Here is a 15,389-nt window from a genome sequence, read left to right on the forward strand (position 1 = left end):
AAAATCCAGGCAAGGGCGTACCCCTTACCCTCTTGCCGCCCGCGTCGCTTCCATGTCCACCGACCGGCCATCCCCGGCAATCACAACGCCGTAGACCTCCCGCGCCGCCTCCGTGCTGACGATCTCGTCGCGGACGTCGCGGAGCACCAGTGCCGGATCGCGCTGTTTCGGGTCGCCCCAGCCGCCACCGGCAGGGGATGAGGCCTCCAGACGGGCGGGCGGGAACTCGCGGACGCCATACTTCGGCGCCGTAAATGTGGTGCCATCGGCGGACTGCACATGCATCGTACCGGCGGACCCGGTGCCGCCGCCCTGGATGCCGAAGCCGGAGGGGGTGTCCAGTCCCTCCCCCCGGAAGGAATAGGTCGCGTCGCCGGTCACATCGACGGCGTAGTGCACCCCGCTGCCGCCCCGGAACGTGCCGGCCCCTGCCGCATCGGTGCGGAATTCCTGGCGACGGATCATGGCGGGGTAGATCCGCTCATACCCCTCCGCGTTGGGCAGATGCAGCCCGCCGAGGGCGATCAGCAGGCCGATCTGGTTGAAACCGTCCCGGCCCTCCACCGCACCGCCCGCCGCATTGGCGGCCCAGTTGTACATCACATAGGGCTCGGTGCTGCCGGGCTGGCGGCCGGAGGTGATGTTGTGGATCGTCTTGCCCCAACCGGCGCAGGCGCGGGACGGCACCGCCTCCCCCAGCGCGCGCCAGATGGCGTGGACGATCTCGTGCGCGATGAACACGGTGCACATGGTCAGAGGCGCGGGCGGGCGCGGGTTCACCACCGTGCCGTAGGGCGCGACGATCTCGACGGAGCGGAACGCGCCTTCGTTGCGCGGCATGTCCGGGTCGAAGAAGGACGCCAGCGCCATGTAGACGGCGGAATGGGTATTGGCGAGGGAGGAGTTCTTGAAGCCGCGCATCTGCGGGTCGGACCCGGTGAAATCCACCTTCACCCCGTCATCGGTCACGGTCACCGCCACGCAGACCTTGATGTCGCGCTGCTCGAAGCAGTCATTGTCGGTGATCTCCGTGGCGCTGTAAGTGCCGCGCGGCAGTTCCTCACAGGCCTGGCGGAAACGCTGGTCGGCATAGGACAGCAGGGCGTCGAAATAGCCTGCCCCGGCCTCCCGCCCCAGTTCGGTGACCAGCTCCGCCAGCCGCTCCGCGCCGATGCGGGTGGAGCCGATCATGGCGCGCAGGTCACCGTCCAGCAGTTCCGGCGTGCGGCTGTTGAGCAGCAGCAACTGCCAGAGGTCGTCACGCACCTCCCCGCGCTCGAACAGTTTCAGCGGCGGCAGTCGGATGCCTTCATGGAATATCTCCGTGGCTTCGGGGTTGTAGGTGCCTGCCGCACCACCGCCGATGTCGGACTGGTGCGCCCGGTTGCAGGTCCAGGCGGCCAGTTCCCCGTCGACGAAGACCGGGCGGCTGATCACCCAGTCCGGCAGATGGTTGCCGCCCGCCACGTAAGGGTCGTTCGACAGGAAGATGTCGTCAGGCTCGATCCGTCCGGCAAAGGCATCGATGAGTGCCCGCACCGTGAAGCCGCCACCGCCGGTATGGATCGGAATGCCGTCCGCCTGGCTGATCAGGGTGCCGGCCGCATCGGCGATGAAACAGGAGAAGTCGTGACTCTGGTTGAAGATCGGGCTGCGCGCGGTACGCGTCATGACGAAGCCCATCTGGCGGGAGATGTGGTCCAGACGGTTCTGTACCAGCGCCAGGGTCACCGGATCGATGTTCATGCTGCGCCTCCCACTGCAATATTGATCAGGTAGTTGCCGTGGTCATCCACGCTCAGTTCATCCCCCGCGCCGACAAGTACGGTCGTTGTCGGGGCCTCGATGATCGCCGGGCCTGTCAGCCGGTGCCCGGGCAGCAGGCTGTCGGAGGCATGCACAGGCACATCCGCCCAGCCCGTTGCCGCATCAACGAAGGCGCGACGGTGATCCTGCGGCACCGGCTTGCCGCCGTCAGAGCGTTCGGCCATGCCCTTCGGTGCCTGCCGTTCGATGCGCCCCGTGGCGACGGCGCGCAGTGCGGTGATCAGCAGTTTGCCATCGGGCTGGATATGGCCGAAGCGCCGTTCGTGATCGGCCTCGAACGCCTGACGGATGGAGGACCGGTCAAGTGTTTCACCACTCTCCGGTACCACAGTGCGCAGCGACCACTGCTGCCCCTTGTAGCGCAGGTCGAAGACCCGCTGGACCTCCGCCTCCGCCGCCGTGAAACCTTCCCGCTCCAGCGCCCGCGCGGCCGTGTCGAGCAGGGGACCGAAGCCTTCGGCCACTTCGTCTGCCGTGATCGCGTCCAGGTCGCCATCCATCACCCTGAGCGAATCCAGCCGCACGTCCGACCAGAGCATCCCCAGCGCACAGAAGGCCCCGGCCTGCACCGGCACGAAGACCCGTTCGCAGCCGAGCGCGCGGGCGACCGCCACCCCATGCATCGGTCCCGCACCCCCCGCCGCGACCAGGGTGAAACGCTTCGGATCGTAGCCACGCTCCACCGACAGCCGCTCCACCGCGTGCAGCAGGTTCTGCTCCAGCAGGCGCAGGATTCCGATGGCCGCCTGCTCCACGCTCAGGCCCAGCGGTCGGGCGACATGATCCTCGATTGCCCTTGCCGCACGCGCCTCGTCCAGTGTCACCGCGCCGCCTGCCATGGGTCCGGGCCGCAGCCGCCCCAGCACCAGATGCGCATCCGTGGCCGTCGGGCGGTCATTGCCCAGCCCGTAGGCGGCGGGTCCGGGATCGGCCCCTGCCCCCTCCGGCCCGACACGCAACATGCCGCCGCCGTCCACGCCGGCCAGCGTCCCGCCTCCGGCACCGACGGTGTGAATATCCACCGCAGGCGTTGCCAGGTGATAGCCGTCGATCTCCAGCGCATCGGAGACGGGGACATCGCCACCGGCCATCAGAGTGACATCACAGCTTGTGCCGCCGATCTCCATCGCCACCAGATCGTCGATGCCGGTCAGCGTCCGATAGAGGTTCAGCGCCCCGACACCGGCTGCCGGTCCCGACAGGGCCAGGTTGACGGGCCGCGCCGCAGCCTCCTGCGCCGAGACCACACCGCCGTTCGACTGCACCAGCAGGATGGACTGCTGCAGTCCCGCCGCCTGCAACTGCTGCTCCAGCCGTTCCAGGTATCCGACGACCTTCGGTGCGATATAGGCATTCATGACGGTGGTGGAGCCGCGTTCGTACTCACCCACCACCGGATTGATCTCCGATGACAGGGACAACCAGCGACCTGACCATTCCGCCGAGACAACTTCCGCCACCTGCCGCTCGTGCACCGGATCGACGTAGGCATTCATCAGGCAGACGGCGATGGACTCCACGCCCTCAGCCTCGAAGAACCGCACGGCGTCACGTACATCGTCAGTGTTCAGGGGCGACTCCTCACTCCCGTCCCGGTCCAGACGCCCGCGCACGGGACGGCGCAGGTATCGCGGCACCAGCACAGGGGGAAAGGGCGCGCGATGGTCCCACTGGTCGGCGCGCAGGCCGCGCCTGATCTCCAGGAAGTCGCGAAACCCTTCTGTCACCAGCATGCCGACCGACACGCCCTTCCGCTCCAGGATCGTGTTGGTGGCGATGGTTGATCCATGCACGAACAGACGGCACTGCCGCAGCAGGTCGCCCACCGCGACGCCCAGCGCCGCGGCTGCGACTTCCAGCACGTTCACCACGCCCTTCGCCGGATCGGCGGGCGTCGAGGGGGACTTGAACACACGCAACGACCCGCTGGCGTCGATCAGCGCCATGTCGGTGAAGGTGCCCCCAATGTCGACGCCAATGCGCCATGGCGGTGTTATCGCGGCCTCAGGCTTCATGTATCGTCCTCCCTGTCGGCGCAGTCTGGACGTTCCGGGCAGGCGCATCAATCACGGGAAGCGGGTGGCAGCCATGGCGAAGGAAATCGAGTTCTTCTGGGACACGGGCAGCACCAATACCTATTTCGCCCTGCACCTGATCCGCCCGCTTGCGGCCCGTCACGGCGCGACCATCCGGATGCGCCCGTTCAACCTCGGCCATGTCTTCCGGCACCACAAGTATGTGCTGATGGAGGAACCCGCCGCCAAGATCGCCAACCGCAAGCGCGATCTCGAACGCTGGGCCGCGCGCCATGACCTGCCCTTCCGCTTCCCCGACACCTTTCCGATCAAGACCAGCATTTCATTGCGCGGATCGCTGGTCGCGCGTGAGTTCGGCTGCGAGGACGCCTATCTGGACGCCATCTTCCGCCGCTACTGGGAGCAGAACGACGCCAGTGTCGCGACCCTGGCCGGGCTGGCCGATGTCGCGCGGGAAATCGGTCAGGACCCCGAGGATTTCGTCCGCCGGACCGAGGAACCCGCCATGAAGCAGGCGCTGATCGACGAAACCGACAATGCCCTGAAGCGCGGCGTCTTCGGCGCCCCGTCATTCATCGTCGGCACGGAGCTGTTCTGGGGCAAGGACCGCATGGAATTCATCGCGGACGCCTTGCAGGCGGCGGACTGAGGTGCGTCTGCGGCTGCATACCCGCCACCAGAACTCCGCCGGAGAACTGGTGCGGATCGCGGCGCCCTGAAGCGGTCTGCTGACCTCACCAGAGGAATTCTGTCGCGAACCGGCAGGAAATCTCACTTGTCCGTCTTAAAAACAGACCTGATGCTGGCGCGACGATCAGATCGGAGTGGAATACAGACCCATGCGGTGGAGCGATCTCGAAAACCAGCAGTGTGCCGTGGCCCGCGCCGAGTCGGTGCTGGGTGACCGCTGGACAATGATGGTGGTGCGTGACTGCCTGCTGGGCGTGCGCCGGTTCGAGGATTTCCATTCCCGCCTCGGCATCGCCCGGCGTGTGCTGACGGAACGGCTGAACATGCTCGTGGAGAAGGGCGTGCTGCGCCGCGAAGCCTATTCGCAGCGGCCCCTGCGGGAGGAGTATCGCCTGACCGAGGCCGGACGCGATCTGATGCCGGTCATCCTGGCGCTCTCCGCCTGGGCCGACCGGCACCTGCCCCACCCGGACGGCACGGCGGTCAGCTATCTCCATACCGACTGCAACACGGTCATCGAACCGCGCATCGACTGCCCGCAATGCGCCAGTCCCCTGACCACGAGAAACACACGGGCCGTCGTGCACGGCAGTGTCAGCGAGAAGGAACGACGATCATGAATGCTCCGGGATCACTGAAGGAAATGACCGGCCTGCAGGCGCTCGAGATGGCTTTCAGCAATGCCGGTTCCGCGCCCAGCATCGGGCGGACGCTGAACTTCACCGTGGCCCACGTCGAGCACGGGCGCGTCGATTTCGAGGGCGAGCCGAACGAGAACCACCTGAATCCGCTGAAGACGGTCCACGGCGGCTATGCCGCGACCCTGCTGGACTCCTGCATGGGCTGCGCGGTGCATTCCACGCTGCCGGCGGGCAAGAGCTACACGACGCTGGAACTGAAGATCAATTACATCCGCGCCATGCGCCCGGGCATCGGCAAGGTGCGCGCCATCGGCAAGGTGATACATGCCGGACGTTCCACCGCCACGGCGGAGGGCAAGCTGGTCGATGCCGAGGATCGGCTGATTGCACATGGCACCACAACCTGCATCATCATGGACATGTGATCGGACAGGACTATCTGGTCGAGGCCGGCGCACCGCGCCGTGGGGGAGAACAGGCAAATGACGGCAACATCTGAAACATCCGCGCTGGTGCGGCGCTGGCCGCTCTGGCTGATGGTCATCTCGGCGTCGCTGATCGTGTTCTTCGGCATGGGCACGCGGAACATGTTCGGCCTGTTCCTGGATCCGATCTCCGACTCCATGTCCTGGGGGCGGGAGGTCTTCTCCATGACCCTGGCGCTGCAGAACATCATGTGGGGCGTGACGCAACCCTTCGCCGGGGCCATCGCCGACCGCTACGGCGCGGGCAAGGTCATGGCGCTGGGCGGCATCTTCTATGCCGTCGGCATCCTGGCGATCAGCTTCTCCGGCGTGCCGGTGGCCATGCACCTGGCAGGCGGGGTGCTGATCGGCATCGCGCAGGGCTTTGCCTCCATGAACATCGGCATGGCGGTCGTGGCGCGGCGCACGCCGATGCACCGGCGGACCCTGGTCATGTCCGTCGTGACCATGGGCGGATCGGCCGGACAGATGGTGCTGTCCCCGCTCGCCCAGACCTTCATCGACGGCTATGGCTGGGTCACGGCGCTGCTGATCATGTCCATGATGGTGCTGATCATCGTGCCCCTGACCATTCCGCTGGCCGGACGTCCGCAGGCGACGGTCGGCAGCACCCAGACCTTTGGCGCAGCGCTGCGGGAGGCGGGTCGGCATCGCGGCTACATCCTGCTGATCGCCGGCTTCTTCGTCTGCGGTTTCCATGTCACCTTCATCGGCAGTCACCTGCCCTCCTACATCCGCGACCTCGGGCTCGATCCCGGACTGGGAGCCGTCGCGCTGATGGTCATCGGCATGTTCAACATCTTCGGCACGCTGATGGCCGGGGTGCTGGGGGATCGCTACAGCAAGAAGTACATGCTGAGCTTTCTCTATCTGGCACGATCCGCGGCAATCCTGTTCCTGCTCTACTCCCCGGTCAGTGAAACGACGATCCTGATCTTCTCCGGCATGATCGGGCTGCTCTGGCTCTCCACCGTGCCGCTGACCACCGGGCTGGTGGGCCAGATCTTCGGCGCCCAGTACATCGGCATGCTGGCAGGCATCGTCTTCTTCAGCCATCAGGTGGGGGCCTTCCTCGGCGTCTGGCTGGGGGGGCTGCTGTTCGACATCTATGGCAGCTATGACATCGTCTGGTGGCTCAGCATCGCGCTGGGTGTGCTGGCGGCACTGGTCCACTTCCCCATCGACGAGCGACCGCTGGAGCGGAAGGTGGCGGCCTGAGCCACCGCCACGCTTCGTCGCGTTTCATGTCCGCTCCGGGCCGTGATAGGTTGCCCGCAAATCACGCATCAGAAGCGAGGGAGAGCGTCATGAACGACCAGACACCCATGGGCGTGCCGGCCATCGGCATGAAGGATGCGGACCTGTTCCGCGAACAGTGCTTCATCAACGGCGAGTGGTGCGACGCGGACGGCGGAGAGACCATCGACGTCACCAATCCCGCGTCCGGCGCCAAGCTCGGCACCGTGCCGAAGATGGGCGCGGACGAAACCGCGCGCGCCATCGCGGCGGCCGAGGCCGCGATGCCCGGCTGGCAGGCCAAGACCGCCAAGGAACGGTCGGTGATCCTGCGCCGCTGGCACGATCTGATGTTCGAGCATCAGGAAGACCTGGCCCGCCTGATGACCGCCGAACAGGGCAAGCCGCTGGCCGAGGCAAAGGGCGAAGTCGCCTATGCCGCAAGCTTCATCGAATGGTTCGCGGAAGAGGGCAAGCGCATCTATGGCGACACCATCCCGAGCCACCGCGCGGACGCCCGCATCGTGGTCATCAAGCAGGGCATCGGCGTCTGTGCCGCCATCACGCCGTGGAACTTCCCCGCCGCGATGATCACCCGGAAGGCCGCCCCGGCGCTGGCCGCCGGATGTGGCATGGTGGTGAAACCCGCGACATCGACCCCCTATTCGGCGCTGGCCATGGCGGAACTGGCGCATCGCGCCGGTCTGCCCGCCGGGCTGCTGTCGGTGGTCACCGGCTCCTCATCTGCCATCGGCGGGGAGATGACCAGCAATCCGACAGTGCGGAAGCTGTCCTTCACCGGCTCCACGGAGATCGGCAAGATGCTGATGAAGCAGTGCGCCGACACCCTGAAGAAGACCACCATGGAACTGGGCGGCAACGCGCCGTTCATCGTCTTCGATGACGCCGACCTGGATGCGGCGGTCGAGGGCGCAATCATGTCCAAGTTCCGCAACACCGGTCAGACCTGCGTCTGCGCCAATCGTATCCTGGCACAGGACGGCATCTATGACGCCTTCCTGGACAAGTTGCAGGCCGCTGTGGCGAAACTGCGCGTCGGTGACGGCCTGAAGGGTGAAACCGACCAGGGGCCGCTGATCGACGACGCTGCGGTCGCCAAGGTGGAGGAGCACGTCAACGACGCCATTGCCAAGGGCGGACGGCTGGTCCAGGGCGGCAAGCGCCACGAACTTGGTGGCCAGTTCTTCGAACCCACCATCGTGGCGGACGTGACGCCGGGCATGAAGGTGGCAAGGGAAGAGACCTTCGGCCCCCTCGCCCCCGTGTTCCGCTTCACTGACGAGGCGCAGGCAATCCAGATGGCGAACGATACCGAGTTCGGTCTCGCCGCCTATTTCTATGGCCGTGACCTGGGTCGTGTCTGGCGGGTTTCGGAGGCGCTGGAATATGGCATCGTCGGCATCAATTCCGGCATCATCTCCACCGAGGTCGCACCGTTCGGTGGCATGAAGGAGTCCGGCTTCGGTCGCGAAGGCTCCAAGTACGGCATCGATGACTATCTGGAGATCAAGTACATGCTGATGGGTGGCATCGACAGCTGACCATCACATGTTGCTGAACGCGGCATTCAGGCGGCGGGACTTGGCTCCCGCCGCCTGTTGCCTATCTGCTGAAACGAAACACCGACCCATCCGCACCGATACGACCGCAAGGAAGCCCCGCACATGAGCAACTATGATTACGACCTCTTCGTCATTGGCGTTGGTTCCGGGGGCACCCGTGCTGCCCGCATGATCGCGTCGACCGGCGCGCGGGTCGCGGCTGCGGAGCAGCAGTTCCTGGGCGGTACCTGCGTCAATGTCGGCTGCGTGCCGAAGAAGCTGATGGTCTTCGCCAGCCACTTCGCGGAGGATTTCGAGGATGCGGCAGGTTTCGGCTGGGACGTGAAGCCCGACCGCTTCAACTGGGACCGCCTGATCGCCAACAAGAACACGGAAATCAGCCGCCTGAACGACGTCTACCGCCGCCTGCTCGACAATGCCGGTGTGAAGCTCTACGAGGCCCCGGCGAAGATCGTGGACCGCCACACGATCCTGGTCGGCAACGAGACCGTGACCACCGACCGGATCATCGTCGCCACCGGCGGCTGGCCGACGATGCCGGAGATCCCCGGGATCGAGCACGCCATTTCATCCAACGAGGTCTTCTTCCTGCCCGACCTGCCGAAGCGTTTCGTGGTGGTCGGCGGCGGCTTCATTGCCGTGGAATTCGCGGGGATCATGAACGGGCTCGGGTCGCAGGTAACGCAGATCTATCGCAGCGAGAAGATCCTGCGCGGCTTTGACGAGGATGTGCGCGACGTGCTGTCGACCGAGATCGTGCGCAAGGGCGTGGATCTGCGTACCAACACCAACATCACGGCCATCGAGAAACAGGGCGAGACCCTGGTCGCCACCCTGACTGACGGTTCGACGCTGGAGGCCGACTGCATCATGTTCGCCATCGGTCGCCACCCGCGCACAGGAGGCATCGGGCTGGAGGAGATCGGTGTCGAGCTTGCGCCGAACGGCTCGATCAAGGTGGACGAATATTCCCGGACCAATCTCGACAATGTCTGGGCCATCGGCGACGTCACTGACCGCATCGCCCTCACCCCGGTGGCCATCCAGGAAGCCATGGCGCTCTACCGCACGGAGTATCTGGACGACCCGACCCCCTGCGACCACGCCAACGTCCCTTCCGCCGTTTTCAGCCAGCCCCCGGTGGGTACTGTCGGGCTGACCGAGGACCAGGCCCGGGAACTGCACGGGACCATCGACATCTACCGCTCCACCTTCACCCCGATGAAGCTCAGCCTGACCGGGCGGGAGGAGAAGACGATGATGAAGATCATCGTCGACCGCGTTACCCAGAAGGTCCTCGGCGTGCACATGGTTGGCCCCGACGCCGGCGAGATCATCCAGGGCATCGCCATCGCAGTGAAGATGGGCGCCACAAAGCGCGACTTCGACCGCACCGTCGGCATCCACCCGACAGCAGCGGAGGAGTTCGTGACGATGCGGGAGAAGGCAGCCTGAAACGGGGGCTCTCACGGCGAAAGAAAATTACAATTAAAGGTCAATATTTCTGACCTATAGTTGACTTTGCGTCACCCGGCAGATAGCTTCTGATGAGACGTCGGAAACACTGACCGCGGGAGCGCAGAGAATGGACCTCGCCCAGGTATCGCTGAACGACAAGTACGAACTGGAAGAAGGCCGCGTGTTCATCACCGGCACGCAGGCCCTGATCCGCCTGCCGATGATGCAGCGTAACCGGGACCTCGCGACAGGGCTGAACACGGCCTGTTTCATTTCCGGCTATCGCGGCTCCCCGCTCGGCACCTATGACCAGCAGCTCTGGCAGGCCAAGGAGTATCTGGAGAAGAACCACATCCGGTTCCAGCCGGGCCTGAACGAGGATCTGGCCGCGACCTCCGTCTGGGGTTCGCAGCAGACCAACCTCTATGCCACCGCAAAATATGACGGGGTCTTCGCCATCTGGTACGGCAAGGGTCCGGGCGTCGATCGCTCTGTCGATGTGCTGAAGCACATGAACTCCGCCGGCATGTCGAAGAACGGTGGCGTGCTGGTTCTCGCAGGCGATGACCATGCTGGCGTTTCATCGACGCTGCTGCACCAGTCGGAACATGTCTTCATGTCCGCCATGATCCCGGTGCTGCATCCCTCCAACGTGCAGGAGTATCTGGATTTCGGCCTGCTGGGATGGGCCATGAGCCGCTATTCCGGCCTCGCAGTCGGGTTCAAGTGTGTCTCGGAAACCGTTGAAAGTGCTGCGAGTGTCTATATCGATCCGCATCGCGTGAACATCCGGCAGCCGGACTTCGAGATGCCGCCGGGTGGCCTGTCGATCCGCTGGCCCGATGACCGGTTCCAGGAAGAACACCGCCTGCACCGCCACAAGATCTACGCCGCCCTGGCCTTCGCCCGCGCCAATGGCATCGACAAGACGATGATCGACAGCCCGAAGCCGCGCATCGGCATCATCACCACCGGCAAGTCCTATCTGGACGTGATGCAGGCGCTGGACGATCTGGGCATCGACGAGGAACTGGCTGCCGAGATCGGCATCCGCCTCTACAAGGTCGGCATGCCCTGGCCGCTGGAGCCGGAAGGCGCGCGCCACTTCGCGGAAGGCCTGGAAGAGGTCATCGTGATCGAGGAGAAGCGCGCCGTCATCGAGAACCAGTTGAAGGAACAGCTCTACAACTGGCGCGAGGATGTGCGCCCGCGCATCGTCGGCAAGTTCGACGAGCACCGCAACTGGCTGTTCCCCAGCCATGGGGAACTCAGCCCTGCCGAGATCGCCCGTTTCATCGCCGCGCGCCTGAAGCCGTTCCACAGCAATCCGGAGATGGAGGAACGGATCGACCAGCTGGACGCCAAGGAGCGGATGAAGAAGATCGCGGCCGAGACCCGTGACGCCGGCGACAAGCTGGAGCGTGTCCCCTACTTCTGCTCCGGCTGCCCGCACAATACCTCCACCCGCGTGCCGGAGGGGTCGCGGGCCACGGCAGGTATCGGCTGTCATTTCATGGCGCTGTCGATGAACCGCCAGACCCAGACCTTCACCCAGATGGGTGGCGAGGGCACGCCGTGGATCGGCCAGGCCCCGTTCGTGACCGACAACCACATCTTCACCAACCTGGGTGACGGCACCTATTTCCACTCCGGCTTGCTGGCCATCCGTGCCGCCGTCGCCTCCGGCGTCAACATCACCTACAAGATCCTCTACAATGACGCCGTGGCCATGACGGGCGGCCAGCCGCACGACGGCCAGCTCTCCGTGCCGCAGATCGCACAGCAGGTCTGGGCCGAGGGCGTGAAGAAGCTGATCGTCGTGACCGACGAACCGGACAAGTATCCGGGCGATGCGGGCTTCCCCGCAGGCACTCGCATCTATCACCGCAGCGAACTGGATGACGTGCAGAAGGAACTGCGCGACACGCCGGGCTGCACCGCGCTGATCTATGACCAGACCTGCGCGGCGGAGAAGCGGCGGCGGCGCAAGCGTGGCACCTTCCCCGACCCGGCCAAGCGGGTGATGATCAATGAAGACGTCTGTGAAGGCTGCGGCGACTGCTCCGTCGCGTCCAACTGCGTCTCCGTGGAACCGGCGGAGACCGAGCTCGGCCGCAAGCGCCAGATCAACCAGTCGTCCTGCAACAAGGACTTCTCCTGCGTGAACGGCTTCTGCCCCAGCTTCGTCACCATTCATGGCGGCGGGCTGCGCAAGCCGAAGGCTGCATCAATGGGCAAGCAGGGCGCGGCGGCCAAGGATCGCTTTGCCGATCTGCCGATGCCCGAGAAGGCCCCGGTGGAGGACGAGCCCTTCGGCATGGTCGTCACCGGCATCGGTGGCACCGGCGTGCTGACCGTCGGTGCCCTGATGGGCATGGCGGCGCATCTGGAGGGCAAGGGATCGTCCGTGCTGGACTATACCGGTCTGGCGCAGAAGAACGGCGCGGTGATGAGCCATGTGCGCATCGCCAACGCGCCGGAGGACATTCACGCCGTCCGCGTCGCCTCCGGCAAGGCCAACCTGGTGCTGGGCTGTGACATGGTCGTCGCGGCCTCCGACAATGCCATCGACACGATGGAAAAGGGCGGCACCCGCGCGATCATCAACAGCCACCTGGCCCCGACCGCTGCCTTCACCCTGAACCCGGACATGAAGTACGGCTCCGGCGCGCTGGAGGACACGATCCGGGAGGCTGCGGGCGGCAACCAGACGGAATTCATTGACGCCACCCGCATCGCCACGGCGCTGCTGGGGGATTCCATCGCCACCAACCTGTTCATGCTGGGCTATGCCTTCCAGCGCGGGCAGTTGCCGGTGGGTCTCGACTCCCTGATGCGCGCCATCGAGCTGAACGGTGTCGCGGTCGGCATGAACAAGGAGACCTTCAACTGGGGGCGTCTGGCCGCGCATGACCTGGACGCGGTCGAGGCCGCGGCACAGCCGGCCAGCAGTTCGGTGCTGCCGTTCCGCAAGCCGCTCACCGATCTGGACGACATCATCAACCACCGTCGCAAGCTGCTGACCGCCTATCAGGACAAGGCCTATGCCGACCGCTACGAGGCGCTGGTGCGCGACGTGCAGAAGGCGGAGCAGCAGAAGGGTGGCGGCGCCACCGGTCTGGCCGAGGCGGTTGCCCGCAACTACTACAAGCTGCTGGCCTACAAGGACGAGTACGAGGTGGCGCGGCTCTATACCGACGGCACCTTCCGCCGTCGGCTGCAGAACCAGTTCGAGGGCGACTACAAGCTGAAGTTCCACCTGGCGCCGCCGCTGATCAGCAGGCCGGACCCGGAGACCGGCAGGCTGTCGAAGATGGAGTTTGGCGGCTGGATCATGCCCGTGTTCCACGTCCTCGCCGGGCTGAAACGCCTGCGCGGCACGCGTCTCGACATCTTCGGCTACACGGCGGAGCGCAAGCAGGAACGCGCCCTGATCACGGAGTACGAGACGGTGGTCGCGGAACTGATCGCGAAGCTCTCAGCGGGCAACCACGCCATGGCCAAGGCCATCGCGGAAGTGCCGCAGGACATTCGCGGCTATGGCCACATCAAGGAACACAATATCGAGGGCGCGAAGAAGCGGGAGGCCGACCTGCTCCGCCTGTTCCGCAAGCCCACGAGTTCCGGCGATCAGGCCCAGGCGGCGGAGTGACCGTTCGCTGGCCACGCCAGCGACTGACGCTGGTCCCGGTCTGAGCTGCTTCCCCCCTTGAGGGGGAAGTGGCCGCGGAGCGGTCGATGGGGGGTGAAGCCGGAGGCTATCGGATGATGGGCCGGTGCCTGTTCGGCTTCGCCGACTCACCCCCATCCCGGCCTTCCCCCATCAAGAGGGAAGGAGCAGTCCGGCGGTTCTGTCTGATCTATTCCCGTGCCGCGCAGCAGTCTGATGGCATCACCGGCCCGCGCACCCTCAGCCCGTGCCGCCGACGGTCAGGCCATCGATGCGCAGGGTCGGCTGTCCGACGCCGACGGGCACGCCCTGCCCGGCCTTGCCGCAGGTACCGATGCCGGGGTCGAGCGCCATGTCGTTGCCGATCATGGCAACCTTCTTCAGCACTTCCTCGCCGGAGCCGATCAGGGTGGCGCCCTTCACGGGGGCGCCGATCCTGCCGTTCTCGATCCGGTAGGCCTCCGTGCAGGTGAAGACGAACTTGCCCGAGGTGATGTCCACCTGGCCGCCGCCGAAGCTGGTGGCATAGATGCCGTTCTGCACGCTCTCCAGAATCTCCGCCGGATCGCGGTCACCATTCTCCATGACCGTGTTGGTCATGCGCGGCATCGGCATGTGGGCGAAGCTCTCGCGGCGGCCATTGCCGGTCGCGGCAACACCCATCAGGCGCGCGTTGAGACGGTCCTGCATGTAGCCGCGCAGGATACCGTCCTCGATCAGCACCGTGCGGCTGCTCGGTGTGCCCTCGTCATCGACGGTCAGCGACCCGCGCCGGTCAGGGATCGTGCCGTCATCGACGACGGTGACGCCCGGTGCCGCCACGCGCTGTCCCATCAGGCCGGAGAAGACCGAGCTCTTCTTGCGGTTGAAATCGCCTTCCAGCCCGTGGCCGATCGCTTCATGCAGCAGGATCCCGGGCCAGCCCGGACCCAGCACAACAGTCTGCTCGCCCGCAGGCGCGGCAACGCTTTCCAGATTGACCAGCGCCTGACGCAGGGCCTCGTCCACCTCCCCCTGCCAGCGGGTCGGGTCGATGTAGGCGGCATAGCCGGTGCGTCCACCGGTTCCGGCACTGCCGGTTTCCTGGCGGTCGCCATCGCCGACCATGACCGAGACATTCAGCCGGACCAGCGGGCGGATATCGCCCACCTCCGCACCGTCCGGGCGGATGATCCGGACAGCCTTCCAGGAACCGGCCAGCGAACAGGTCACCTGCCGCACCCGCGAATCCAGATCGCGGGCATAGGCGTCGATGTCCTGCAGCAGCTTCACCTTGGTCTCGAAGTCGAATTCATTCAGCGGATTGTCGTCGGCATAGAGGCTGCGGTTGGTGCGCGCCGGGCCATCGGCCAGGGTGCCCTGATGGCCGCGCCGTACCGCGCTGACGGTATCCCCGGCCCGCGCGATGGCGTCATGCGACAGTTCGGAGGAGTGGGCATAGCCCTGCGCCTCATCCGCCACGGCCCGCAGGCCGAACCCCTGCGCCGTGTCGAAGCTTGCGTTGCGCAGTCGCCCGTCGTCGAAGGCCAGCATCTCCGATTGGCTGTACTCCAGATACAGCTCCCCGTCGTCGCAGCCCTCCAGCGCCTCCCCCACCTGACGGCGGGCGCGGTCGGGATCCAGTCCCGCACGGGTGAAGAACAGCTCTGAAGTGGTCGCGAGATCGGACATGGGGTACTCCGCCTGAAAATCTTTCCTGAACATAAGCCGCCTTGCGGGAATGTCATCAGGCGGAAAGGGAGAGTTGCACTCTCCCCGCCAGT

Annotated in this window: 10 protein-coding genes; 7 read left to right on the top strand and 3 right to left on the bottom strand. The window is 65.6% G+C overall.

Annotated features, from left to right (window positions below; translation table 11 throughout):
* Positions 1–24: 24 nt before the first annotated feature.
* The gene (locus tag QGV54_RS09310) at positions 25–1,746 is read right to left on the bottom strand and encodes a hydantoinase B/oxoprolinase family protein (RefSeq protein WP_281017114.1); all 1,722 of its coding nucleotides are present in this window, start codon (positions 1,744–1,746) and stop codon (positions 25–27) included.
* A complete protein-coding gene (locus QGV54_RS09315) occupies positions 1,743–3,842 on the bottom strand; it encodes a hydantoinase/oxoprolinase family protein (protein ID WP_281017113.1) in 2,100 nt (699 codons plus the stop codon). Before QGV54_RS09315 ends, QGV54_RS09310 begins: the two co-directional genes overlap by 4 nt.
* Positions 3,843–3,915: 73 nt before the next feature.
* On the opposite strand from QGV54_RS09315, the gene QGV54_RS09320 reads away from it, so the two are divergent.
* From QGV54_RS09320 to QGV54_RS09350, 7 genes are all read left to right on the top strand, one after another.
* Positions 3,916–4,512, top strand: a complete 597-nt coding sequence (locus QGV54_RS09320; protein WP_281017112.1) for a 2-hydroxychromene-2-carboxylate isomerase — start codon at positions 3,916–3,918, stop codon at positions 4,510–4,512.
* 190 nt (positions 4,513–4,702) lie between these two features.
* Positions 4,703–5,173 (top strand): helix-turn-helix domain-containing protein, encoded by a 471-nt coding sequence (locus tag QGV54_RS09325; protein ID WP_281017111.1) that lies wholly within the window; start codon positions 4,703–4,705, stop codon positions 5,171–5,173.
* The gene (locus QGV54_RS09330) at positions 5,170–5,619 is read left to right on the top strand and encodes a PaaI family thioesterase (protein WP_281017110.1); all 450 of its coding nucleotides are present in this window, start codon (positions 5,170–5,172) and stop codon (positions 5,617–5,619) included. Before QGV54_RS09325 ends, QGV54_RS09330 begins: the two co-directional genes overlap by 4 nt.
* Positions 5,620–5,676: 57 nt before the next feature.
* Positions 5,677–6,897, top strand: coding sequence for an MFS transporter (locus QGV54_RS09335; RefSeq protein ID WP_348638777.1), 1,221 nt, complete (start codon positions 5,677–5,679; stop codon positions 6,895–6,897).
* Between the two features lie 89 nt (positions 6,898–6,986).
* Complete coding sequence (gene gabD, locus QGV54_RS09340) at positions 6,987–8,477, top strand: NADP-dependent succinate-semialdehyde dehydrogenase (RefSeq protein ID WP_281017108.1); 1,491 nt, start codon at positions 6,987–6,989, stop codon at positions 8,475–8,477.
* A 123-nt stretch (positions 8,478–8,600) separates the two neighbouring features.
* Positions 8,601–9,953: a glutathione-disulfide reductase gene (gene gor, locus QGV54_RS09345; protein ID WP_281017107.1), complete on the top strand. Its 1,353-nt coding sequence runs from the start codon at positions 8,601–8,603 to the stop codon at positions 9,951–9,953.
* 130 nt (positions 9,954–10,083) lie between these two features.
* Positions 10,084–13,608 carry an indolepyruvate ferredoxin oxidoreductase family protein gene (locus tag QGV54_RS09350; RefSeq protein ID WP_281017106.1) on the top strand — a complete coding sequence of 1,175 codons (3,525 nt, stop codon included), beginning with the start codon at positions 10,084–10,086 and terminating at the stop codon, positions 13,606–13,608.
* A 258-nt stretch (positions 13,609–13,866) separates the two neighbouring features.
* Here QGV54_RS09350 and tldD read toward each other — a convergent pair whose 3' ends face one another.
* Positions 13,867–15,297, bottom strand: coding sequence for a metalloprotease TldD (gene tldD / locus QGV54_RS09355; RefSeq protein WP_281017105.1), 1,431 nt, complete (start codon positions 15,295–15,297; stop codon positions 13,867–13,869).
* Positions 15,298–15,389 lie beyond the last annotated feature (92 nt).

This window comes from Minwuia sp. IMCC3060 (assembly GCF_029909435.1).
In the GTDB taxonomy this organism is placed as follows: domain Bacteria; phylum Pseudomonadota; class Alphaproteobacteria; order Minwuiales; family Minwuiaceae; genus Minwuia.